The organism is Lacibacter sp. H375 (assembly GCF_037892425.1).
In the GTDB taxonomy this organism is placed as follows: domain Bacteria; phylum Bacteroidota; class Bacteroidia; order Chitinophagales; family Chitinophagaceae; genus Lacibacter.
Genome location: NZ_JBBKTT010000001.1, coordinates 2,024,337 through 2,049,124 on the forward strand (window position 1 = coordinate 2,024,337; position 24,788 = coordinate 2,049,124).

At 38.5% G+C, this 24,788-nt stretch carries 19 protein-coding genes; 13 read left to right on the forward strand and 6 right to left on the reverse strand.

Annotation, left to right across the window (positions count from 1 at the left end):
- The first annotated feature begins 26 nt into the window (after window positions 1–26).
- The 3 genes from WG954_RS08905 to mnmE all read left to right on the forward strand — a co-directional run bounded on the left by WG954_RS08905 (window position 27) and on the right by mnmE (window position 2,883).
- Entirely contained in the window at window positions 27–854 is an 828-nt protein-coding gene (locus WG954_RS08905) for an energy transducer TonB (protein WP_340435644.1), read from the forward strand.
- 140 nt (window positions 855–994) lie between these two features.
- Entirely contained in the window at window positions 995–1,465 is a 471-nt protein-coding gene (locus WG954_RS08910) for an ExbD/TolR family protein (protein ID WP_340435647.1), read from the forward strand.
- A 38-nt stretch (window positions 1,466–1,503) separates the two neighbouring features.
- Window positions 1,504–2,883, forward strand: coding sequence for a tRNA uridine-5-carboxymethylaminomethyl(34) synthesis GTPase MnmE (mnmE, locus tag WG954_RS08915; protein ID WP_340435649.1), 1,380 nt, complete (start codon window positions 1,504–1,506; stop codon window positions 2,881–2,883).
- Between the two features lie 55 nt (window positions 2,884–2,938).
- Here the strand turns inward: mnmE and WG954_RS08920 are convergent, their stop codons facing one another.
- The 4 genes from WG954_RS08920 to WG954_RS08935 all read right to left on the reverse strand — a co-directional run bounded on the left by WG954_RS08920 (window position 2,939) and on the right by WG954_RS08935 (window position 6,200).
- Complete coding sequence (locus tag WG954_RS08920) at window positions 2,939–3,445, reverse strand: hypothetical protein (protein ID WP_340435651.1); 507 nt, start codon at window positions 3,443–3,445, stop codon at window positions 2,939–2,941.
- Window positions 3,446–3,548: 103 nt separating this feature from the next.
- Window positions 3,549–4,058, reverse strand: coding sequence for a response regulator (locus WG954_RS08925; RefSeq protein WP_340435653.1), 510 nt, complete (start codon window positions 4,056–4,058; stop codon window positions 3,549–3,551).
- Window positions 4,055–5,347 carry a sensor histidine kinase gene (locus tag WG954_RS08930; RefSeq protein ID WP_340435655.1) on the reverse strand — a complete coding sequence of 431 codons (1,293 nt, stop codon included), beginning with the start codon at window positions 5,345–5,347 and terminating at the stop codon, window positions 4,055–4,057. The genes WG954_RS08925 and WG954_RS08930 overlap by 4 nt, the downstream gene beginning before the upstream one ends.
- The gene (locus WG954_RS08935; protein WP_340435657.1) at window positions 5,331–6,200 is read right to left on the reverse strand and encodes an ABC transporter substrate-binding protein; all 870 of its coding nucleotides are present in this window, start codon (window positions 6,198–6,200) and stop codon (window positions 5,331–5,333) included. Before WG954_RS08935 ends, WG954_RS08930 begins: the two co-directional genes overlap by 17 nt.
- 434 nt (window positions 6,201–6,634) lie before the next feature.
- Between WG954_RS08935 and WG954_RS08940 the strand changes: the two genes are divergently transcribed.
- Together WG954_RS08940 and WG954_RS08945 are read left to right on the forward strand one after the other, a co-directional pair.
- Window positions 6,635–7,387 (forward strand): hypothetical protein, encoded by a 753-nt coding sequence (locus WG954_RS08940; protein WP_340435659.1) that lies wholly within the window; start codon window positions 6,635–6,637, stop codon window positions 7,385–7,387.
- 788 nt (window positions 7,388–8,175) lie between these two features.
- Window positions 8,176–8,397 (forward strand): LytTR family DNA-binding domain-containing protein, encoded by a 222-nt coding sequence (locus tag WG954_RS08945; protein WP_340435661.1) that lies wholly within the window; start codon window positions 8,176–8,178, stop codon window positions 8,395–8,397.
- A 71-nt stretch (window positions 8,398–8,468) separates the two neighbouring features.
- Here the strand turns inward: WG954_RS08945 and WG954_RS08950 are convergent, their stop codons facing one another.
- Complete coding sequence (locus WG954_RS08950; protein ID WP_340435662.1) at window positions 8,469–9,875, reverse strand: T9SS type A sorting domain-containing protein; 1,407 nt, start codon at window positions 9,873–9,875, stop codon at window positions 8,469–8,471.
- 22 nt (window positions 9,876–9,897) lie between these two features.
- On the reverse strand, window positions 9,898–11,472 hold the full coding sequence (locus tag WG954_RS08955; protein WP_340435664.1) for a phage tail-like protein: 1,575 nt from the start codon (window positions 11,470–11,472) through the stop codon (window positions 9,898–9,900).
- 327 nt (window positions 11,473–11,799) lie between these two features.
- On the opposite strand from WG954_RS08955, the gene WG954_RS08960 reads away from it, so the two are divergent.
- The 8 genes from WG954_RS08960 (at window position 11,800) to WG954_RS08995 (ending at window position 24,337) form a co-directional block, all read left to right on the forward strand.
- A complete protein-coding gene (locus tag WG954_RS08960; protein WP_340435665.1) occupies window positions 11,800–14,820 on the forward strand; it encodes a sensor histidine kinase in 3,021 nt (1,006 codons plus the stop codon).
- 11 nt (window positions 14,821–14,831) lie between these two features.
- The gene (locus WG954_RS08965; protein ID WP_340435667.1) at window positions 14,832–15,602 is read left to right on the forward strand and encodes a LytR/AlgR family response regulator transcription factor; all 771 of its coding nucleotides are present in this window, start codon (window positions 14,832–14,834) and stop codon (window positions 15,600–15,602) included.
- A gap of 118 nt (window positions 15,603–15,720) precedes the next feature.
- Window positions 15,721–16,032 (forward strand): hypothetical protein, encoded by a 312-nt coding sequence (locus tag WG954_RS08970; RefSeq protein WP_340435668.1) that lies wholly within the window; start codon window positions 15,721–15,723, stop codon window positions 16,030–16,032.
- A 23-nt stretch (window positions 16,033–16,055) separates the two neighbouring features.
- Window positions 16,056–16,481 (forward strand): globin domain-containing protein, encoded by a 426-nt coding sequence (locus tag WG954_RS08975; RefSeq protein WP_340435669.1) that lies wholly within the window; start codon window positions 16,056–16,058, stop codon window positions 16,479–16,481.
- 148 nt (window positions 16,482–16,629) lie between these two features.
- Window positions 16,630–17,040 (forward strand): globin domain-containing protein, encoded by a 411-nt coding sequence (locus WG954_RS08980; RefSeq protein ID WP_340435672.1) that lies wholly within the window; start codon window positions 16,630–16,632, stop codon window positions 17,038–17,040.
- 512 nt (window positions 17,041–17,552) lie between these two features.
- Entirely contained in the window at window positions 17,553–22,076 is a 4,524-nt protein-coding gene (locus tag WG954_RS08985) for a PAS domain S-box protein (RefSeq protein WP_340435674.1), read from the forward strand.
- A gap of 10 nt (window positions 22,077–22,086) precedes the next feature.
- Entirely contained in the window at window positions 22,087–22,521 is a 435-nt protein-coding gene (locus WG954_RS08990; protein WP_340435675.1) for a response regulator, read from the forward strand.
- Window positions 22,511–24,337: a hybrid sensor histidine kinase/response regulator gene (locus WG954_RS08995; protein WP_340435676.1), complete on the forward strand. Its 1,827-nt coding sequence runs from the start codon at window positions 22,511–22,513 to the stop codon at window positions 24,335–24,337. Before WG954_RS08990 ends, WG954_RS08995 begins: the two co-directional genes overlap by 11 nt.
- Window positions 24,338–24,788: the final 451 nt, after the last annotated feature.

Consider the following 24,788-nt stretch of genomic DNA (forward strand, 5'->3'; position numbering starts at 1 on the left):
TCTAATTCTAAACACAACTGTTAATTATGGAAGTAAATAAAATATTAAGTGCCGATTTTCTTGATATCCTTTTCGACGAAAGGAACAAGGAATATGGTGCTTATGAACTCCGCAAAAACTACCAGAAGAGGTTAACTACCGCTCTGTTAGTAACAGCTGGCGCAGCTTTGCTGATTTTCCTGATGGTAATCGTAGGTCGTAGCGTTGGCGACAGTGAAAAGAGCAAAGTAAAAGTGCAGGACGTTACACTTGCGGAAATTAAGCCGGAAGAGCAGCAAAAAATTGAGCCGCCTCCACCGCCTCCTCCAAAACAGGAGCCACCAAAAATTGAGATCACTAAGTTTACGCCTCCTAAAATTGTAGAAGACGAAAAATTTGATGAGAAGCAAGAAGTGAAAGAAGTGGAAGAAATTACCAACGTAGGTAAAATTGACCAGGAAGGTATCAAGGATCCAGAAATTGTGAATCCTCCAAAAGTGGAAGAAGAAACAAAAGTAGTGGAAGCTCCAAAAGAAGATCCTAACCAGGTATTTACTAAAGTGGAAGTTGAAGCCCAGTTCCCCGGTGGTGAAGGAAAATGGAATCAATATGTACAACGTGAAGTAGAAAAAAACATCGACGATTTGGTTGATGATGGTCAAGCTGGTACATGTGAAGTTCAGTTCATCGTGGATAAAGAAGGTAACGTAAGTAACGTGGAAGCATTATCAATGAAAGGTTCTAAATTAGCAGAAGTAGCGGTAAACGCTATCAAGCGTGGACCTAAATGGATACCAGCTATTCAAAACGGCCGCCAGGTAAAAGCATGGCGTCGTCAAAAGATTACGTTCCGTCTTCCAGACGAACAACCTTAAGACCTTTTCAAGAAGGAATATACAAGCAAGTTCCCCATCGGATTTCCGATGGGGATTTTTGTTTCTGTGTGAGATGTGGTGAAGATATTTTCTTCTTATGGAATCATCTTCTTTTCACATCTCAATTGAAAACAAAGCTTATGGATGCAATTAATCAAGCCAACAAAAGATCACTCAACATTGATTTCGCTCCAATGGTTGATCTAGGATTTCTGCTCATCACCTTTTTTATATTTACGACAAAACTTACAGAAGCAAAAGCATTTCAATTGCATGTACCAGACGACACACCGGTTAAAACCCCTGTGAACACGCCAGAATCTTCAACTATCACTTTGCAACTGAAGGGAAATGGTGTGGTTGACTATTATGAAGGGTTCGAGCAAACGCCCTTACAAAAAGGAACACTTACTCTGTATGCACAAAATTCTTTACGAACTCATTTAATTGACAAACGCAACCGTATTTTTCAAAAACTTGGCACGGATTCAAACTATGTTGTTCTTATTGAGCCAACCACGAAAACCTCCTACAAGGAAGTGATTGATGTGCTGGATGAAATGCAAATCCTTGCTATTGGCAAATACGTTTTGCTCGACAGCAAGCAGTAAAAGTAGTGCAGCTTGTCTGCAACCGTTAAATTTGCAGCATGCTCGGAAAATTATCTGGTTGGGACGATACAATTGTTGCGCTTGCAACACCAAATGGTGTAGGTGCCATTGGGGTTATCCGTTTAAGCGGACCAAAGACGATTGATATCGTTAATCAATTGTTTCCTTCAAAAGATCTTTCAAAACAATCTTCACATACCATTCATGTAGGTTTTTTGAAAGATGGAGAAAAAGTACTCGATGAGGTAGTTGTTTCGCTGTTTAAAAATCCTAAGAGTTACACAGGTGAAGATGTGATTGAAATTTCCTGTCATGGTTCTCCGTATATCCAGGAGCAGGTGATCAATACAATTATAAAGCATGGTGCTCGTTTAGCAAAGCCCGGTGAATTTACACAGCGTGCTTTCTTAAAAGGCAAACTTGATCTTACACAAGCAGAAGCAGTAGCCGATCTAATTGCCAGCAATACTGAAGCATCACAAAAAACAGCTCTGCATAATATACGTGGTGGGTTTTCAACTGTATTAAAAGAGTTGAGAGAGCAACTGATCACTTTTTCCGCATTGATTGAGCTGGAACTTGATTTTTCGCAGGAAGATGTTGAGTTTGCCGATCGTACAAAATTTTATGAACTCATTTATCGCTCACAGAAAGTAACAACTGATCTGTTACAATCTTTTCAATTAGGTAATGTGATCAAGAATGGGGTAAGTGTTGCGATTGTAGGCAAACCCAATGCAGGCAAATCAACATTGCTAAATACATTGTTGAATGAAAACCGTGCAATTGTGAGTGAGATTGCAGGGACTACCCGAGATACAATTGAGGAAGTGATCAACATAAATGGTATTCTTTTTCGTTTGATCGATACAGCAGGTATACGCAAGAGTAATGATGCCATTGAAGTGATAGGTGTAGAAAAAAGCATGGAAAAAATGCAGCAGGCTGATCTTGTGCTTTATCTCTTCGATGTAAATACAGAATCAAAAGCCGACCTGGAAACTGCTTTGCTGCAAGTTCAGGAACAAAACAAAAGCTATTTACTCATCGGTAATAAGGTTGATATACTTGGTGAAGATGCAGCACAACAAAAATATCCTGGTGATGGTGTTTACTTTATTGCCGCTAAATCAAACAAACATATTGATGTATTGAAAGAGCGCCTGGTTGATAAAGTGGTGCAGGGAACCATACAAACCGAAAGCACCATTGTTACCAATGCACGGCATTATACAGCTTTGCAGGAAGTAGAAAAATCATTGAACGATATTAAAGCAGGATTAGATAATCAATTACCAGGTGATCTGCTGGCATTGGATATTCGACGTTGTCTGCATTTTCTTGGTGAGATTACAGGTGAGATCACAAATGAAGACCGGTTGGATTATATCTTTAGTAAGTTTTGTATCGGCAAATAAAAAGAGCGTCGCCTGAAAAAAGCAACGCCGAAACCAAAACAACTGCATGAGAAAATTAGGGAATGTCGATACTCCTTATCGTACATTCATTGATGATTTTACCTGTGCCGTATTTATCCCAAAACACCACTTGTATGTTGTAATTCTTTTCCCATTCCATCGGCTTGCCGGTATTAATGGTGCATTTTAATCTTGTTGCTGACTCTCTTTTAAAAACATCTTTGTCTGCAAAAAGATCTTTTTCCTCCAACAGAGTTTTTCCATTTTCATCGGTGATGCGTAACGAACAACCTGCTGATACGTTACCGTTCTTTTCAATCATCCCGTCAATTTCATCATTCACCAGCACAAAACTTTCACCAAGCGGAATATCTGTATGCCCCAGCACTTCGTTGTTCATTACCAGGAAAACCGACTTAGGTTGCATGTTGGTATACTGTGCAGTTAAACCCGTGTTGAAATCTTTTGTAATACCTGCTATCTTTTTAGCGCCACAAGAAACAAAGACGATTGAAAGAAAGAGGCAGGATGCCGCCGGTAAAAATTTTACCGGCCAGTTCATCGTGCATGATAAGATATTAAGGGTGTTTTTCAGCAGCATATGGCCGTTAAGCCACTCGTATTTATTGTTTCTGTCCTGCAAATACATAAGGTGTTTTTCTTTGTTAAATCAACAATGTAAAAGTGCAACAAACAAAAAAGAAGTAAAAACTTATGAATGCGAATGGCTGTTTTTGACAGGCGAAGTGTAGAAAAAGAAGATTGAAGCGAAAGGTTAATCGGCCAGCATTTCCTGGATGGCTTCTTTTGTGAGAGGTTTGAGAAATTCTTTTTTCACAATAGGAAAGCTTTTTAGCTTTCAGCCGGTCCTCATGATAAACGGAGGAAGTATAGAGATAAACATTTGTATGAAAATGATTGCGCTGCTCCAGCTGATCGATCTTTTTCAGAAACTCCCAGCCATCCATCAAAGGCATATTAATATCCAATAGAATAATATCAGGCAACGATTGTTTTTGATTCAATTTGTTTTCGATATAACGCAGGGCTTCATATGGATTTGTAAACGCATCAATGATTGCATTCGGCAAATACATCGATATAATTTCCCTGCTGAGAAAATTATTGATAACATCGTCATCGATCAGCAAAATATGTTTCACCTGGTCATTCATGTCTGTAATTCTTTTTTAGGAATATGAACCGTAAAGATTGTGCCGCTATTCACTTTACTGCTCAAGGTGATTTTTCCGTTGAGTGTTTCAAGTTGTGTTTTAATGATATACAACCCCATACCTTTTCCTTCAACACCTGTATGAAAGCGTTGGAATAATGCAAACACTTTGTCGCCATATTGTTCAAGGTCAATTCCCAGGCCATTGTCTTCAACCGTAATTCTGTAGTAATCTTTCTCTTCGGCTGAACTGATATGAATAACAGCATTCACATCTTTGCGGCGATATTTAATTGCATTGGTGATTAGGTTTTGAAAAATGCTGCGAATTATTCTTTTTGAAAACCATATTTCTTTCACAGCAAAATCGTATGTAATAATTACATCGGTTGATTTGATCTGCTCACTGATAGATGCAATAACGGTTTGGAGTTCGCTTTCCAAAGGCACATCACCCATTTTTTCAGCGGTTACTGTTCTGAAAGAAAGAATTTCATTTACATTGTTTAGCGTTTCGTTGAGTATGGCAATGCAGTCCTGAATTTTTTCAAAATAAATTTTATTATGATCGCTCAGTTCTTTTTTTTTGAATAAATGTGAAAGACTCAGCAGGTTTGCCACTGGTGAACGAAGGTTATGTGACGTTATATAGGCAAACTGCTGCAGTTCTTTATTTCTTTTCAGCAATGTGGAGGAAAGATCACTCAATTCAACTTCTTTCTTTTTGAGTTCATTTACATTCAGAAAAATACCTGACAGATGCCTGGCTTTGTTATTGTGATCACGTTTAACAGCTTTGCTGATAAGGAGGCACCATTTCCATTCGCCCGATTTTGTTTTCAAACGAATAATAACTCCAGGTTCATCTGATTCAGCATTAATCTGTGAGTGAACATATTTAATGAGCGCTTGTAAATCATCTGGATGAACTTTTGAACGGAGATAGTTTCGATTGGTCAAGAACTCAACGGGATCGTAACCGAGGTTTGTGGCTGCCGAATCACCTAAAAAAACAGAATCATTTTCAACATCCCAATCCCATATGCCAATACCCGCTGCCCGTATAGCAAGTTTCAGCCTTTCTTTGTTAACCTCAAGTTGTTCCTGCGTTTTTGTTCTTGCTTTTACTTCAGCCTCCAGTTCACGTGTACGTTTACGAACAGCTCTGCGGAGCGAAAGATTATATATCAGAAAAACAGCAATAATGATTGCTGCAATAATACCACTATACAAAATAATATTCAGTAACCTGTTTGATTCAGTTTTTTCCGGGTCATACAAAAAACCCATCTAGCGTAACTGACCGGTCAATGAGCCCAAGCGTTTGATGTATATCAAGTATGTGCTTCCATCTTCCTTCGTTCATGTGTCCGATCTCAACAAGACCAGGTAATATTAACTGTTGCATTTGATCCGCTTCATACAACAATTGTTCTTTGGTAACATTGCGTTCTTTCACTCCCGGCAGTGTAAGAATATAGTCCGCTAATTCATCCGGTTTTTTTAAAGCATATTCCCAACCTTTAAAACTGGCACGTTTGAATTTTTCAACGAGTTCCGGATTATTTTTTACAACAGATGTTGTTGTAAATAACAAGTCTCCATAAAAATCAATACCATAACTAACGGGTAAAATTGTATGAGCATGAGCGCCCAAATTTTCTAATTGTTTTGGCTCAACAGAAATGTAACCTGTCATAGCATCAGCATTGCCGTTTATCAGATCCAAATTATTCCAGCTGTGAGGAATTACTTTTAATGAATCGAGCGGAATACCTTCTTTCAAAAATAAAGCCTGCAACTGCACCCATCCCTGGTCTTCAGATGCCATGATTCGTTTGCCCACAAGATCAGCAGGCGTATTAATGTTACTTGAACTAAGTGCAATGACAGTATAGGCGGAGTGTTGAAAAATTGGAGCGATCACCATTACCTTGTCGCCCTTTGCATGATTTAAAATAATATCGGAAGCAGTTACGCCAAAATCTGCGTCTAAATTCAACACTGCTTTAACTGGAGGATGACTTTTATTGGCAGGTATAATTTTTACGTTTAATCCCTCGGCTTCATAAAACCCCTTGAGTTGGGCAGCATAATAACCGGCGAATTGAAACTGGTGCCACCATTTTAAATGTAGACGCACGGAATTATTTTGCGCCGCGGCACTAAAAAATACGATGCAGGATGTTGCATATAGCAATACCTGAGTAAGCGGTGATATTGGTTTTTGTTAGTACAGTCGTTTTGGTTTTTGGGTGTAGTACCCAATTTATGACTAAGTTACGGATATAAATTTTATTTAAACTGTATGGACTTATCGATTTTTTGGACTGGTACGACTTTAAACTACTTACAAAAAACAATTCCAGAATAGTATGTGCATTTACAAAACGAATCAGTGAAAAGCTCTTTCTCGTGAAACAGGTTTAACAATAGAATCACAACTCACGGCTCCAAATAATCGTAGCACTCTGTTTGGCTTTTGCCACCATTGAATAAGCAAAACTGACCTTTGACTCAGTTCTATTTTTATTTGTACAGCTTGGGAGACATTTTTACAGTCCAAAAACAGAATCTATGAAATTGGTTATTGTTTCTCTGGCAGCGGCAATGCTGCTTTTGAACTGCAGAAAAAGCAGAATAACACCGAATGCAGATGTACGAACTGCGGTTGTAAAGCAACCGGCAACGATACTTGCAGAAAATGGCGAAAGCTTCCATTTGCTTTATGATGAACTAGGGCATTTACTTGTACATACAGCTGCTGATGCTGTACATTATTATAAACCAGGTAATGATCATTTTCTTACTAATTTATTGAAAGAAAGTAACGAAAAGATTTCTTACAAGAATGCACAACGTGATGTTTATAACAGAATAATTAAACTGGAGAAATTCAACCGGGATATTCCTGAAAGCCTGATAGATTTCACGTACAATAGTAGCGGATATTTGAGCAATAGAAAAGTAAACGCTCAAGGTTTGGTTCAGGAATTTGTCTACACTTATGATGCGGGTAACTTGGTGACGATACAGGAGTATATAAATACTGCTTTAACATCAACTATGTTGTTATCATACCACGATAATCGATTTAATACTTTATCTATTGATCTCTTTGATTTTAAACAAATAGGTTTTATAACTGATGCACAGTTTGGCAATCAATCGAAGGACCTGGTAAAGAGATTAACAGCAATGGACGCAAATGGAGAAACAGTGTTTTCATTTCAATATATCTACAAGACAGATGCAAATAACTATGTTAAATCAATAGAGATTGGAACAAATAACGAAACTTTAAAAAAATATAATTTCATTTATCAATAGTGCAGTTCTCTTGGTTCAGCAGCCCGGATTTAACCGGGCTTTTTTATTTGCTATTGCCCCTAAATAGTCATTGTTGATTTGCGAAATCGTGACCCTAACATATCTACCGTCTGATTCGGCACTTTAACTATAATTCTACCGGATTACCAGCATGCTATTTTTACTGGTTTTTTTCTGTTACACTTCTAAACAAAAAATAATGAAAGCGTTATTTGTGTTTTCTATATTCCTAGTTGCTTACTTTATCAGTAAAAGAGCAGATTCCCCGATGCAACAGATTTAATTATAAGATTGAATGCCAATATATGAATTCAGCATTCGCATTCCTTTGATCTGGTCACATTAAAACAGTTATTCTTCAAGACAAAGATATCATTGCACATATATTTCAAGACGAGGTCAAAAATGTCCATCCTTTAATTGATGTAGTTAAAATGATCTCCAGCCTGAAAGTGGCTAAGAGACGCTTTTTCAATTATGCCAAAGCAGAGATTTCATTTATGATATTTAATAAAGCGATATTGTGAGCTTTGAACTGCCGGAACATTATAAACTTAATTATCCCATCGATTTTTTTACAGCCTGAATGATGCTTCTGTGCATGTAAATAAATGGAGTTGATCTTTTACTAAAACCAGTTGCCGAAGCGGAGTTATCAAGTGCAGTAAGTACAAAGTATGCTTCCGGTTAAACATCCGAAGCCAATGGATGTTCATTATAACAAATGATGTTGCGTGCTTTGCAAAAAAAACGCTAAACTACATCTACCTCTATAATGAGGGCGATATATGCTCGATTTTTCTACACTCGATGATGTGGAAGAATTGCTCAATCCCAATCAATTTTACCGTGCCAACCGCCAATACATTATTAATATTGATGCTATACAAACGGTAAAGCCTGTTGAGAATTCAAAACTCACCATTCGTTTGAAAGACCCCAACCATAAATTTGAAATTGACATGAGCAGGGAAAAAGCACCGGTATTTAAAAAATGGATCGACCAATAAAAAAATACTCATCAATAAAAAAGCACTCAAATTAATGAGTGCTTTTTTATTGAGAGGATGTTGGGTAATGTTTACTGTACAATAATTTTTACTGTTTCCATTCCTTGTACTTTCAGCATATATACGCCGGTGCGTAATCCATTTATTTTTTCCTGCTGCATATTGAAGACCTTGAACTGTTTCACTACTTTGCCATCAATTGTAAAGAGAGTAGCGGCTGTTTCTTTTTCAATACCGCTTACTGTGAACCAGAAGTTGCCATTGTTAGGATTAGGCCCAACTGTAACTTTTACTTCTGCAATGTCCGTCATTTCACGATTATTACCTTGGCCACCACCTCCATTACCACCACCTGTTGCTTTTGTTTTGCCAGCTACAATGATAGTGGGTGAATATGTAACGTTATTGGCTTTGTCAATAATCTTTAATCTGTAAGATGACGATCCAGTATGTGCATTTGCATCAACCAGTTGATATGAAAGTGTTGTTGTACTGTTACCTCCTGATGCCATTGAATTAACAAATGAACGATCGGTAAAATCTGCTTCCGTATCAAGTTTCCGTTGAACCTGGAAGCCACTCATGTTTGTTTCAGTTTGTGTGCTCCATTTCAACTGCACCTCTGTTGCTTTCTTTCTGCTGCCTGTAAATGTGAGACCGGTAACGGCTCCCGCAATAATATTGTTGTTGCTTACGGTATGCAGAGCAAAACTTGCAACAGCAGTTTTTTCAACATAATTGGCATTTATATCGTTACTTGTTTTTGAAAGGTTAGTCCATGTGGAGCCTGCATCCGTGCTTTTATAAACTACCAGATTGTTTTCATTCTGTCCATTAAGCTCAGCATCAAAATATTTCAATCTCAATGTCGCATTTAAGTTGCTGTTATTAGTTGGAACAATGGCGTAATTGCGATTGATGCTGTTGGTTAGTCCTGTGCCTGTTTGTGGCAAATGACTTCTACGTATTGTAACAGATCCAAGATTTGCAGAACTGCTGATGAATGCACCGAGATTGCCAGGATTAGCCAGGTTAGGTATATTCATGTTTTGAACGATCTGGATATAACCTCCCCCTGCACCTGTTACTCTGTTCAATTCCGTTTCATTGTTAAGGTAAGCAGATGTTGCAAGAAAAATATTTCTTCCATTCATATCTAATTGACCCGAAATAAAATTGATGGAGTGATTTACATTGATATTATTTCCGAGCAAAACTTTTGCACTGTTTGTTTTTGCTATCTCCAATAAATAAAATCCCGGAATGTTGCCACCACTGATAGTGGAGTTTTGAACCCCGGCAAACCTGAACGTTCCAATATCACTTGAAATGATTCCATTGTTTACCAGGTCTATATCCTGCAGTACAATGGATGGGATTCCGCTAACAATCCAGTTGGCACCCGGCTCTATTTTTAGCTGTGCACTTGTTCGCCCAAAAATGACAAACAAGAATAGCACTGTGATGTAATGTTTCATAAAATGTAATTAGGTGCTGTGATTAGTTACCGAAAGGAAATACCAGATGTCCGCTGAAGAAGTTTGAATAAATCGAACTTACAAACGGTGAAGGCAGCGAACTTAAATTATATTGACGGGCTGCTACATATACCCTGTCACCTGCAAGTAAAGTCAGATCGGTACTAACGCTAGCCAGTGTATTATCAACACTATTGATATAACCCCCACCTCTTGCCATTTCGAAAGTTTCTGAACCACGCTGAACCATAAGTGATATTTCAATTTCCTTGAAATCAAGTACAGTAGCAAACATGAATTCAAATTGCGCATCAAAATGATAGAGACCTGTCATTGGTACTGTAAACTTACTGGCCGTATTTTCATTACTTCCATTATATAAAGTATAAACGTTGCCAAAATCATAACCAATTGCTGCGAAATCTACTTTTTTTCTGATGGCTAATTCTCCAGGCAAAGATGATGGGATCATATTGTCTACACCAGTAGGATCCGCCATGCCTGCTGCTCTGAATGCAATTTTAGGAGTTCCTGCAGGAAGCGTTTGCCAGGTAGCGTTACCAGATGCATCGCTTGTTAATACAGCTCCGGCACTTGGATTAGTATTGCCGCCTGCGATCTTTATTTTTCCGTTTGTTTCAAGTGCATATCCTGTTGAGCTGTTACCGTATAATGCAGTACCAGAACTAGAAAGACCTCTTACGCCAATTCCACTGTTTGAATATCCATACACCCCTTGTGTATTTGGTGCATGGGATACACCTATAACACCACTGCCGCCAGTTCCGTTATTTGATCCGTGAACTCCCGCAAAACCTGTTGCTGTATTGGTAACACCTTTAACAGCATAGCCTGTTGTTGATATTACTTCTATACCTGTACCCGATCCTGAGTTCTCTATTGAAACGGCTGCGGATGTATTTGCAGCATTTGTTTGATATATTTTTAATTGCTCGCCCAAGTGATTTCCTGCGATCTGCACATTAGCAGAAGTGCTGCCGGTGTTCACAAGTTGAAAGCTGCCTGTTTTTCCTGCACCTTTATTTATAAGATTCATCAACGTGTTTGTATTTGCAGGGTTATTATTTTCACCATGAAATGCTATACCATTATCGGCATAAGAATAAATTGATTTTGCCCCAGCTCCGTTTGAAAAAGCGTAAAGTCCCCAGCCACCGTCGCCTGTTGTTTTAGCAGTCATGCCGATACCAAATTGTGCGGTGGAAGAACCTTCAATAGCTGCGCCGGTTCCCTGGTTAGTTATCTGGAAGGATGAAGTTGCCATGTTCGCTGATTGTGAAAAAGGCAGCGTTAAACTACCACCACCTGCTGAAGTAAGGTTTGACCATACTATACCATTAAAAGCCCAAATCGTTTTTGTATCTGTATCAAACACTAATAATCCCAGCGCCGGAGCTGCAATGGCAGAACGTTGTGCTGAAGTCATTCGTGGTATAAGAAAGCCCTTGTTAATACTTTTGGCTTCGAATATTGAGCTGCTATGAGCGGTTGTGCCATCGGTGTTTACAGCAACACTTTGTGCCTTGGTAAAAAGTGTAAAAATAATCATTGAACTAAGTAGTAATAACTTTTTCATTTGTGTTTGTTTTAGCATTGGTTAATTTTTTGAATTTGTTTTATTGACGGATCAAAAATGAAAAATTAAAAAGCCAGGCTAAAGTTTTTGACGCTGACTGAGCAAATTTGCTAGCTCATGTGTTGAGCTTTTAAAACGAAATGTAAAATGATTAACGGGAGTAAAAAATGTGATCAGATCCTGTGCACATGAATTCGTTTTATTGTATACACATCTCGTTTGAAGTTTTGTGCATTTCAATTCAATTTTGGGCATATCGTAATCCTAAACTTGTATAGCCCGGTTGTTTTAATTAGCTTTCCGTTAACCAAATAATTTATGCTGCACTTGAGAAAGTATTTTTTAATAGTATTCTGCCTGCTCACATTTTTTAAGTTGTACTCCCAATCGTCGGAGTTTATATTTCACAATATTGGTGAACGGCAGGGGCTAAGCTTTAATTACAGCTATCGTATTTTCAAAGATAGCCATGGTCTTATGTGGATAGGAACGGTTAACGGCCTCAGTAGGTTTGATGGCAATCATTTTTACAATTTCAAATCGGGAAGCGACACCAATTCATTTATCAATAATGAAATAATTGATTTGTGTGAGGATAAAGACGGTAATATCTGGGGCAGCGCAGCCAGCGGTATTTTTTGCTACCAGTCTAAAAAAAATAAGTTTATTAATTACATACCACCCACTTTTGATTTTGCAAGAAGAGTGCAAAATATCTTGTGCGACAGGCGGGGAGATATTTGGGCCACTACCGAGTGGAATATTGTGAAGTTTAACAAAAAGAAAAAGGCGTTTGAAGAAATAGGACCACTTACACGTAATACAGATTCACTTGGAAATTATTCAGTGCGACAAAACGGGATGTTAGAAGATCCGTCGGGCAAAGGACTTTGGTTTGCCACACGCCGAGGCTTGCATTTCTATAACACAGCAGAGAATAAATTTTACAGTTATAAAAATCAACCCGGTGACTCACTATTTACAAATCATAGTGTGGCAGCACTTTCATTAGCTCCGGGCGGTTACTTCTGGTTCTTCGATAATGTTACAAAGAAGATTATAGCCTTTGATCCCGCTACACATAAAATTCTTCACCAGGTATATGTGGGATCGGAAATGCCTGACACAAACGGCCAAACAGTCTTTGAAGACAGTAATCACCGGCTTTGGGTAAGTACCTGGAATAACAGAATGGCAGTAATTGATTACAGAAAAAATAATTTCACAACGATTGCTTATAAAAGCGACAATCTATTATCCATTGCTGGCGATGGATTTTGGGATGCTTGGGAAGACGAGGATAACAACATTTGGCTTGCAACTGCCGGTGGTATTTCAAAATGCAATTATTCGAAAAATGTCTATAGCATCATACCGATAATTGAAAATGTTCCGGAAATTAAGAATGGCTGGCTCGGTGGATTCTCAATTGACCCAAGGGACCAAAGTTGGTGGTTAGCATCAGAAGGACATGTTGCCGTTATTCATTATTATCCCGGTTCAGGTAAGTACCAGTTTTTTGATTTTGATAAGTCGAAAAAAAACATAGCCGGGCAGTTGGCTGGTCCTGTGTTCAGGGTTGGTTTTATGGATGGTCAGCCATACGCATTCACACATACAGGCATCTGGCAAATCAATGAAAAAACAAAGCAGCTAATACCTTCAGAGAAAAGATTTGAGGACTGGCCATACATACACTACACTTATTTTGTTGAACATGGCGATGACGTTTGGTTTTCAACAAAGGAAGGGTACATAAAGTGGAACAAGGTGTCGAACCATGCAATAAAAATAAAATCTTCAGTTGATTCATTGCCAGATGGTCAACGTCCTGTTTATGGAACCGTATTCTTTGACAAAAAAGAAAGGCCTTGGTTTGTTCCTGCTTTTGGGTGGCTAGGTTATATAAATGAAAAGAATGAAGTAGTACTTAAATACTATATTAAGGACAAAGCAAAGGAGTTGTCGGGATATTTGACTTCAATGGCCGACGATAAACAAGGAAATCTATGGATGGCTGCTGCAGGCGTTGGTTTGTATAGATATGATACACGTAAAGAAGAAATGCATTTGTATAGCCACTCAAACGAAATAACAAGTTTTGCCCGACAAGCAATGGCTGATAGGGATGGCCGTATATGGATCGTTGCGATGAATAAGTTTTCGGTTTTCAATCCAACTACAAACAGCATCAGTCATTATAATCTTCCTGTTTATGAAAATACACTTAGCTACGGAAATTCATTGCTGCAGGACAGCGAAGGAGCAATGCTCGCAACGGTATATAAAGATGTAGTAAAGTTTATGCCCGAGCGGCTTCATTTGAAACCCGCAATAAAAGAACCGCTGCTGAGCATGATAAAAATTTCCGGAAAGGATAAATTGATTGTGGATGAAACGAAGTTGAACCTAGACCCAGATCAAAATTCGCTTGAGTTTAATTTCGGTTCATTGATCAATGCTCAAATTTTTCCTTATTCATTTGAATATAAACTGGATGGGTTTGATAAAAAATGGATCACTGCAAATACCAGTGCTGCGGCTTTGTATAACAATCTCAATCCCGGAAAATATACGTTCAGGGTGAAAGCTGTTGCAAAAGATCGGTCGTGGCAAACTCCGGAGCGAGTGATAGCACTTTACATTCACACACCTTTTTATAGAGCATGGTGGTTTTGGTTGATCATTGGAGCTTTACTGGCAGGAGCGTTGGTGTTTTTCTATCGCTTCCGCATGCAAAAGCAAAAGCAAATTCTCACACTTAAAACTAAAGCACAGGAGCTGGAGAAAGAAAAAACAATGGTGATGTATGAAAGCCTGAAACAACAACTCAATCCGCATTTTTTATTTAACTCACTTACTTCTTTATCCGGTCTTATTGAAACTGATCAGCAGGTGGCGGGTGATTTTCTTGAGCAGATGTCTGGCATCTACAGGTATATTTTAAAGAATGGTGATCATGAAACGGTATCGTTAAAAGACGAAATTGAATTCGTACAACTTTATATAAACTTGCAACAAACAAGATTTAAAAAAGGTCTACAGGTAAATGTTAATGTGCCGGATGAATACCTGCATTATAAAATACCACCTGTTACGCTGCAGAACCTCATTGAAAATGCCATTAAGCATAACATTATTGATACAGCTTCTCCGCTGGTGATCGACATTTTTGTTGAGGGCGATTACCTGGCAGTAAGAAATAATTTGCAGAAGAAGAATGTAGTTGAAACATCTAATAAAAAAGGACTAATTCAATTTATTTCTCTTTATCGCTACCTCAGCGATTTGCCGGTTATAATTGAAGAAACAGAAAAAGAATTCCTGATTAAAATTCCACTCATATAAAACAACAAAATATGAAAGCAGTTATAATAGAAGACGAAGAAATCATTGCCAAAGTATTGGAGAACAAAATAGCGAAAGCGGCTCCTGATGTGGATGTGATACAGGTATTACCCAGTTTAAAAACTGCACGTAAATGGTTTGGAGAAAATGCTGAGCCGGATCTGTTGTTCATGGACATTCAACTGAGTGATGGAGTAAGCTTTGATATCTTCAACGATTTCAGTTTGAAATGCCCCATCATATTTACAACAGCGTACGATGAGTATGCCATTCGTGCATTCAAAGTAAATGGAGTAGATTACCTGTTGAAACCTGTAAAGGAAAATGAACTTATAGCTGCAATTGATAAGTGCCGGAAATTGGTGGAAAAAAATGAAAAGCCACCAGCCGATATTGCTGAGTTATTAAAGTCATTATCAAATCCTTCAGCATCATCTAAATACAAAGAGAAGTTTATTGTAAACATCCGCAACCAATGGATGCCCATTAATACAAAAGATATTGCCTGTTTCAGCAAAGAGGTGCTCAACTATATTTACCTGCATAATGGTGATAAGTATATGATCGACTATGTAACACTTGAAGAAGTGGAAGAGTTGCTTGATCCCCGTCAGTTCTATCGTGCGAACCGTCAGTTCATCATTAATATTGAAGCAATCCAATCTGTGAAGCCGGTTGAAAATTCAAAACTCATCATTAAACTGAAGGAGCCGAATCATAAACTGGAAGTTGATATGAGCCGGTTGAAAAGTCCTGAGTTTAAAAAATGGATGGACAGGTGATGTAATTTTCTTTCTTCTTCAATAACCCAACACTTCAGTTTAATTTCTATACGCTTCAACAGGATAAATTTTTAATCACCCCACTTCTGATTGAATATTTGTAAGCAAAACAAAGGATATGTTGCTACAATGGTTCAATCGTTTACTTCAGAAAAAAAGCAGACGCTTAATTTATGAGCAACTGCAATGGCAGCGCTTTCTGTTGAGAACCGGTGTTCCTGCAACTGTACACATCCTGGATATGGTAGAAGAGAATGATCAGTTACTTGGTTATGTGCAATTACGTTTGTGGGTAATGTTTAAGATAAAAGGCGTGGTTACGTACAGGCACATGCAAACACTTTTGAACAGGGAGCAGAAACCACTTGTTGGCGACATGGTACATATCAGGTATTGCCCCGATGATCTCTCAAGAATCATAATTGTTTAATTATCACTTTAAAATAAATAAAAATGACAGCTAACGAAATTCACCTCGTAAAGTATTCCTGGTCGGTTGTTGAAGGTATTGATCCTGTAGTTGCAGGAGGTATTTTTTACAAACGCCTTTTTGAGTCGGCTCCTTATTTAAAGCCGATGTTCAGTGAATCAATACCTGTGCAATCAAAAAAATTAATGACAATGATCGGTTATGTGATCAACAGGCTTGATAAGCTGGATACTATCCTTGACGACATTAAAAATTTGGCAAGACGTCATGTGAAATATGGCGTGCAGGAAGAGCACTACGAATTGGTTGGTGCAGCATTGTTATGGACTTTAGAGCAGGCACTTGCAGCTATGTGGACAAATGAAGTGAAACAGGCATGGGCAAACTGTTATGGGCTTCTTTCTTCTGCAATGCTTCAAGCTACTGCTGAAGCACATGAACGTGCATAATTGGTTATTTTGATATAAGGTTTAATAATACCTCCGGATACAAACCGGGGGTTTCTACACTTCAGTTGGTTTTTACTACACTTCGGCCAGTTATTTTTTGTCAGCTTTTGGCTTTCCTGCAATTTTACACTTGAGAAAATGAACAGAGATGACAAAGGAAGAGATCATATTAATCAAACGTACGTGGAAACTTTTCAGGGAAATAAATCCCACTGTAGTGGGTGATACATTCTACTCAAAATTATTCCTCGACAACCCATCGGTACGTAAAATGTTTCCAAAGGAAATGAACCAGCAATATCAAAAGTTGATTGATATGCTGAGTACTGTTGTTGGAAGGCTCGATCATCTCGAAGATATGTCTGACGAAATTGCCGCTATGGGCAGACGTCATGTGTCGTACGGTGTCAAACCGGCTCAGTATAAAAAAGTAGGTGAAGCGCTTTTGTGGACATTGGAACAAGGTCTTGGTAAAGACTATACGCCAGAGGTAAAAGAAGCCTGGACAAAATGTTATAACGCACTAGCCGATGCTATGATAAATGCATCAACCACCTGAAATGTAAAACATGTTTCTCTTGCTAATTGTTATTAATTGTAATCTCTTAGTGTAGAATCTATACTACAAGTAATCGAACAACAAGACTATAGCATCGCTTAGTCTTTTTAGTGATATTTGTTGACTCATTGTATCTGGTGTAGCCGAAGGCTCATCAAGTACAAAATCACGTTATGTACGGCATAAATTCTTGCCGGAATAATGAGAACCCAAAAGCTACATTTTTGCAATAGAATACGTCCTATGGAAAAACTGATGCCACTTTTTTTTTACTTCATCATTTTCCATCCATTTAAAGATCGTTGCTGCCTGCTCATGTTGCTGGGAAATAAAGTCTATTTCTATCAACGAGTTGAAGTTATTGATATGTCTTTCGGTTTGTCGCTAAGCGCAAAACAATTATTTCTGTCCCTCAAATCTTGTAAAGAACTTACCATAGGCTGTGGATGTTTGGACTGTACGCAGCATGTATGAAAACCGCTATGAATAATTATAAGAACTGAAAGCCATTAATGAATCCCCAACCCAATAACAATCTTTTTTTCAAATCGGTGTTTAATACCACACCCGTGGCTTTAGCTGTTATTGGTGAAGACGGTTTGTTTGTTGAAGTAAACGAAGGATTTTGCGGCATGTTTGGTTATAATGCATCCGAACTGAAAGGTCTTAGTTCTGTATTTATTTTCCCGGAATCAATTCAAAAAGACGTAACTATTGTTCAGCAATCTGTGTTGCAAAACGGTCAGGCAATACAACAGGCATTGTGGCAAGGAAAAACAAAGCAAGGTTTGTTGATCGATCTGGCGGTGAACTTCGATTTGTTTGCTGACGAACAGAGTGGTCGGTTTATTGTAGCATCGTACAGCGATATTTCTGACCAGAAACGTAAGCATGAAGTTGCTGAAAGTACACTCATTCGATATCGCTCCATTGTTGAAAATTCAGTGCATGCTTTTTTTCTTACCGGACCCGATGGAACAATACTTGATGCAAACAAGGCAGCCGAAATAATGTTTGGCTACACTGTTGAAGAGTTACGCAAAGTAGGATTGCAGGCGATTATTGATTATGCCGACCCACGTGTGAAGCAAAAATTACTGAAACCTGATTCAAAAGGATTTGCTGCCGGTGAAGTAACCGGGATACGTAAAAGCGGAGAAAAGTTTCCGCTTGAATTTTCCTCTAATGCTTTTAAGGGAATGAATGGTGAAGACAACACCAGCACATTTATTTACGATATTTCTGTTCGTAAAGAACAGGAGCAAAAGTTTCAGCAGTGGCAGGAAGAAATGGCATCTATTCTTAATAACACAGAAGAGATGTTCATGATTATTGATAAGGAATACAAAGTTGTTAACTATAATAAAGCCACTAAGGAAAGAGCTAAGTCGATACTTGGGAAAGAATTGAACATGGGCGATAGCCTGCTGTCATTGGCTGAACCGGAAAGGTATGGCTACTTAACAACTATCTACAATAAAGTATTGGCTGGCGAAAAGATCCGTTACAAACATATTGTTGATAGAGGTTTTGGTATAGAGAATTACCAGCTCACTTATTCCCCATTGTTGGATGCCGATGGCGATTGCAGCAGCTTTATGGTAACCGTAAGAGATATTACGGTAGAGGAAAAAATACTTGATGAAATCACCCACAAACAAGAGTTGTTACAACAGGCAGAATCAATTGCACATGTTGGCAGTTGGGAAATAGATCTTGTTACAAATAAACTGTATTGGTCAGAAGAAGTATTTCGGATTTGTGGATATGAACCCAATGCGTTTGAAGTAACTCCTGAACATGGATTCAATGTTGTTCATCCTGAAGACCGGGCATCTTCTATTGCGGCAATGCGTAACGCTGTTGTCAATAAAAGTGATTTCGTTGCCGATAACAGGTTTGTACGCCCCGACGGAAGTATTCGCTATATAAAATCAAAGGCAAAAGTAGTTTCAGACAAAGAAGGGAAAGCAGTTCGTTTAATTGGTGTGTTTCATGATGTAACCGATCAACGGGCTATGGAGCGTGAGCTTGCCATCAGTCAACAGGAATACAGATCGTTATTCGATCAAAACCCTGATGCCGTGGTTTCGTTTGATCTCATGGGCAATTTCGTTAGTGTAAACGATGCAGGTATGTTGATTGCAGAAACAACACGTGAGAAATTACTTAGCGAAAAATTCGAAAGTTATTTCGATGAAATTGAAGTGGAGGTTATCCGCAATTACTTTAAGGAAGCAAGGAATGGACATGCCCAACGTTTCCAAACAGAAATTTTAACCAGCACCGGCAAGAAAAAAACAGTTGCTGTTAGCCTGATGCCGATTATTATAGCAGGTGAGATCACCGGAGTATTTGGTATTTTAAAAGATGTTACAATAGAAAAACTGTATGAGAATGAACTGGAGTTTCAATCGAACCTGTTAAGTACAATTCAGCAATCGGTTATTGTAACTACGGTTGAAGGAGCCATTATCTATTGGAACAATTTTGCTGAGCAGCTGTATGGCTGGCAAGGGAAAGAGGTAATTGGAAAAAATATAATGGAAGTAGTGCCCGCTGAAATGTCGTTTGAGCAGGCAACAACACTAATGGAAAAATTATCAGCCGGTGAAAGTTGGAGAGGTGAATTTTTGGTAAATCACAAGAGCAGCGGACCATTTAAAATACAAGTACAGAATTCTCCATTGCGTGATGTAAATGGTAAGTTGATCGGCATTATAGGAATAAGCTGGGACATTACTAAAGAAGTTGAAGCAAACGAGGTTATAAAATTCCAGGCAAACCTGCTTGATAATGTTGAGCAGGCAGTAATAGCGGCTGATCTTAAAGGCTCCATTACTTATTGGAACCATTTTGCTGAAAAACTTTATGGGTATACTAAGGAGGAAGCCATCGGCAACGATTTTTCAATCATTGCTACAAGCGATCCTTTTTATACTGCACAAGCAGCTGAAGTATTTCAACTTGTTGCTGCTGGTAAAAGTTGGTCGGGCGACTTCCTTGTGAGAAACAAACAGAATGCAGAATTTCTTGCATTCTCAATTAACTCGCCGGTATTTGGAACTGATGGAAATGTTCAAGGAATAATCGGGGTATCATATGATATTACAGAAGCAAAAAAAGCTGCACATACCCTTAAGGTAAACGAAGAGCAGCTCAATCTTATTTATAACTCAACAGCAGGGATTATTTTCCTGCTTGGTGTAGAAGGTAATGGAGAAGCTTTTCACTTTATTTCGATGAACAATGCGGGGCTGTCCGCAATTGGTATGAGGCAGGAAGATCTGTTCAATAAACCTGTTCAGCAAGTTATTCCCGAACCATCTTTTTCATTGGCATTCTCCAAATACAATGAAGCAGTACGATCTGGCAAACCTGTTGTTTGGCAGGAAGAAGCAACATATCCCACGGGTGTCAAAACCGGTATAGTTACTGTAACACCTATCTATGATAATGAAGGAAATTGTGTGAGACTTGTTGGATCTGTTAATGATATTACCGAGCTAAAAGAAACAGAAAGATCGCTTGCCATCAGCCGTCAACAATACAAATCATTGTTCGATCAAAATCCCGACGCTGTTTATTCTCTTGACCTGGAAGGTAACTTTACAAGCTTCAATCCAGGAACTGAAAAATTACTTGAATGTACAAGACAGGATATTATTGAAGCCGGATCATGTGTGCCTTTCTGCCATCCGGATGACCTGGAAAAGATAAAGCAGCATTTCCTGAAAGTAAAAACAGGCGAGCCGCAAACCTTCGATGTGCGTGCAATTACCGTGAAAGGCAATCAGAAATATTTAAATATCATCAACATACCAATTGTTGTTGATGGTAACATAACCGGTGTGTATGGCATTGCAAAAGATGTAACAAGTGAGCAACTTGCATTGTTTCAGCTTGAGCTGAGTAATGAACGTTATGAATATGCAACAAACGCTACAAACGATGTTATATGGGATTGGGATATAAAGACCAATAAAGTAGTGAGAGCCGGTACAGGGTTCAACATCATGTTTGGATATGATGCACAGAATGCAAACAGCGATGATTTGTTCTGGATGAAAAAAGTACATCCGGCAGATGTCGATATAGTGGTAGAAAAGAGGAAAAAGGTTTTTGATGATGTCAAACAGGATTTCTGGGAGGATGAGTATCGTTTCCTCCGTTCTAACGAAGAGTATGCGTTTGTGTACGACCGAGGATATATTTTCAGAGATGAAGAAGGAAAACCTCTTCGAATGATTGGTGCAACAAAAGACATTACAGAACAAAAGTTATCTGAGTTGCGGTTAAAGGAACTCAATGGTCAGCTTGAGCGGCGTGCGGAACAATTACAAATTTCAAATACCGAACTTGAAAGGTTTGCTTACATCGCCTCGCATGATCTGCAGGAACCATTGCGGATGATCAGCAGCTTCCTGCAATTATTAGAAAAGAAATACCATGACTCAATCGATGAAAAGGGACGTGAGTATATCCGTTTTGCAGTTGAAGGTTCGTTGCGTATGAAATACCTGATCAATGATCTGCTTGACTATTCCCGTATAAGTACACGCAGGCAGAATTTGGAGCAGGTTCATATTGATCTGGTGATAAAAGATGTATTGCAGAATCTCAGTTTGCGCATTGAAGAAAAACAAGCTGTTATAAAAACATCCGCATTGCCATTGCTTCCAATAGCCGATAAAACACAAATGACCCAGTTGTTTCAGAATCTGTTGAGTAACGCTTTGAAATATTCGGGGGATAAACAGCCACACATTGAAATAAATGTGGAGGAGAGGGAAGATGAATGGTTGTTTTCGGTTAAGGATAATGGAATTGGTTTCGATGAAAAATTTGCTGACAAGATATTTGTGATCTTTCAGCGTTTGCATAATAAAAGCGAGTATTCCGGAACAGGTATTGGCTTAGCCATTTGTAAAAAGATCATCGACAGGCATGGTGGTAGAATTTATGCAGATTCGGTTCCCGGTGAAGGAAGTACTTTTTGGTTTACAATTAAAAGACATCTCATTTCCGGGCAATAAATAAATACTTATGAAAGAAGTGGAAGTTTTGTTGGTCGAAGATAACCAGGGAGATGATCTTCTCACGAGAGAAGCATTTTTTAGCTGGGAGCTAAAGAATAGAATAGTGACATTGAAAGATGGCGAAGAGGCATTGCGTTATCTTAACCGTGAGCAACCATACAGCGATGTTTCGAAACCAGATCTGGTGATACTTGATATCAATCTGCCAAAAATTGACGGGAAACAGGTGCTCAGATTTATCAAAACATGTGATAAGTTGAAGCATGTGCCTGTTGTTATTTTTTCTTCGTCGGGTATGGAAAGTGACCTGGAGGAAATAAACGAATTAAATGCAGACTACTATTTGCAGAAGCCGGTTGATCTTGGTGGATATTTTGAAGCGATACAAACTATTCAGAATTTCTGGATGAACAATTTTAACGAGGGTTCCCATGAAGTATAATGATTTACATATTTTGATTGTGGATGATAATCCGGGAGATCAGTTTCTTATTGCAGAGCTTCTGATGGATACATCTTTGCAGATATCTGCAATTGAAAAAGCATTGTCGGTGGAAGATGCCGCGGCATTGCTGCAACAGAAACATGTGGACATTGTATTGCTTGATCTTTCTTTGCCCGACTCAGACGGTATTGATACTTTTTTGCACGTAAACAAATATGCTGAAAACATTCCTGTTGTTATTCTTTCGGGTTTAAATGATACCAATACAGCAACTGATGCCATTGCTTTAGGTGCCCAGGATTTTTTGATGAAAGGCGAGTTCAATGAAAAGCTGCTGGAGAAAACAATTCTTTACAGTATTGAACGGAAGAAGACATTACTTGAATTACGGTTTAGCAATGAACGTTATCAATTTGTAAGTAAGGCAACGAATGATCTTGTTTGGGATTGGGATGTGCTTAATAATAAAGTATATCGCAATGAAGAACAGTTTGTGAAGATCCTGAAACTTCCCGCTGAGCTTAGGAATGAAGGGAATGAATTCTGGATTTCACGTATCCATCCCGATGAAGGTGATCTGAAAGGAAAGATCCTTGGCGGTCTTGAACGAAACAGAGCCGCAACCCATTTTGAGGAACAGTATCGTTTTTTAAGGGGCGATGGTGTATACATTCATGTGCTGGATAAAGGATTTGCCGTGAGGGATGAGCAGGGAAAAGTAACCCGTATTATCGGCTCGTTGCAGGATATTACCGAAAGTAAAAAATCTGAAGTACAATTAAGAGAGTCAGAAGAGAAATATAGATTATTCTTTAACAGTATACCCGCCAGTATATTTATCTGGAACCTTGATAACTTAAGTATTCTTGAAGTAAACCAGGTAGCAAGTGAAAATTATGGTTACAGCAGGAAGGAGTTTTTAAGTATGAATATGCAGGATTTGAGAAAGCAGGAAGATTGGGTAAGCTTTACAAGTTTTGTTAGCGAAGCAAAAAAAGATTCATTTACATCAGCAAGTCGCCTCTGGAAACACATCAATAAGCAGGGCGACGAAATGTATATGCAGATCGTTTCAAATAAAATTCAGTACAATAACCGCTCTGCTATAATGGCCATTGCTTCAAACGTAACAGAGAAAATAAAACTGGAACGAAAGCTGGAGGAGGAACGACAAAAAATGGAGCAGGAAATTACAAGAGCTGTTATTGTTGCCCAGGAAAAGGAACGGGAAGAAATTGGACGAGAACTGCATGATAATGTAAACCAGATATTGGCGAGCTCAAGATTATACCTGGGCCTGGTAAAAGAAAAAGGGGACGAGTATATATCCTACATTGACGAATCAGATGTGCTTATTCGAAATGCTATCCAGGAGATCCGTCATTTGTCGCATGCTTTAATACCGCCAGCCATGCAGGATGCCGATTTAGAAAAATCCATCAACTCACTTATCAATGTTGTGCAGGAAGGAAGCGGAATAATTGTTTCGAAAGAAGTTTCAATTGTTGACAAAAGTATTATGTCAGAACAACTGAAGCTGACTATCTATCGAATATTACAGGAACAGGTAAATAATATTCTCAAGTATTCAAAGGCATCTACTTTAGAAATTCAGTTGCTGCAGGCAGATTATAAGATCGTATTAAGAGTAAAAGATAATGGTGTTGGTTTCGATCCGGCACAAAAAACGGCCGGGGTTGGTTTGATGAATATCCGCACAAGAGCAGCATTACAGGGTGGAGAAGTAATAATGATCACATCTCCCGGTAATGGTTGCGAACTGCATGTTGAATTTAAACTGTTGTGCCAATAAAAAACCCGGCTGCCATTAAAGCGGTGCCGGGCTTAACGTTTCCTTGCAACAGGAATTCTAGTTTTCAGGGGTAGGATCATCAATCATCATTCTTATCATCATCAAAACTTTTTTTGTCGTCACAGGTTGGATAGTTGTGGTTTCAAAGGCCTTAGGAAAATAAGATTTCTTTTTGCCATCTTTTATAGTTCAGGTATTTCAGTAATCGTATTATTCGTTTTATAGTACAAAGAGACAAATTTTGAAGGCCACATGAAATAGAATGTAAGCCTATCTTATGGTCAGTAATAGTGCGGAAAGTTTGTAGTTAAAAGTCTACATAGATAATTTTTTCGCTAAGTGTTTGAGGTCATTTCAGAATAGCTTTAATAGTTATTGGTGTAAACCATTAGCAGATGAGAAACTTTCGCTTCGTTTCTCCTAATTTTAAGACTAAAAAAGAGAGAACGGG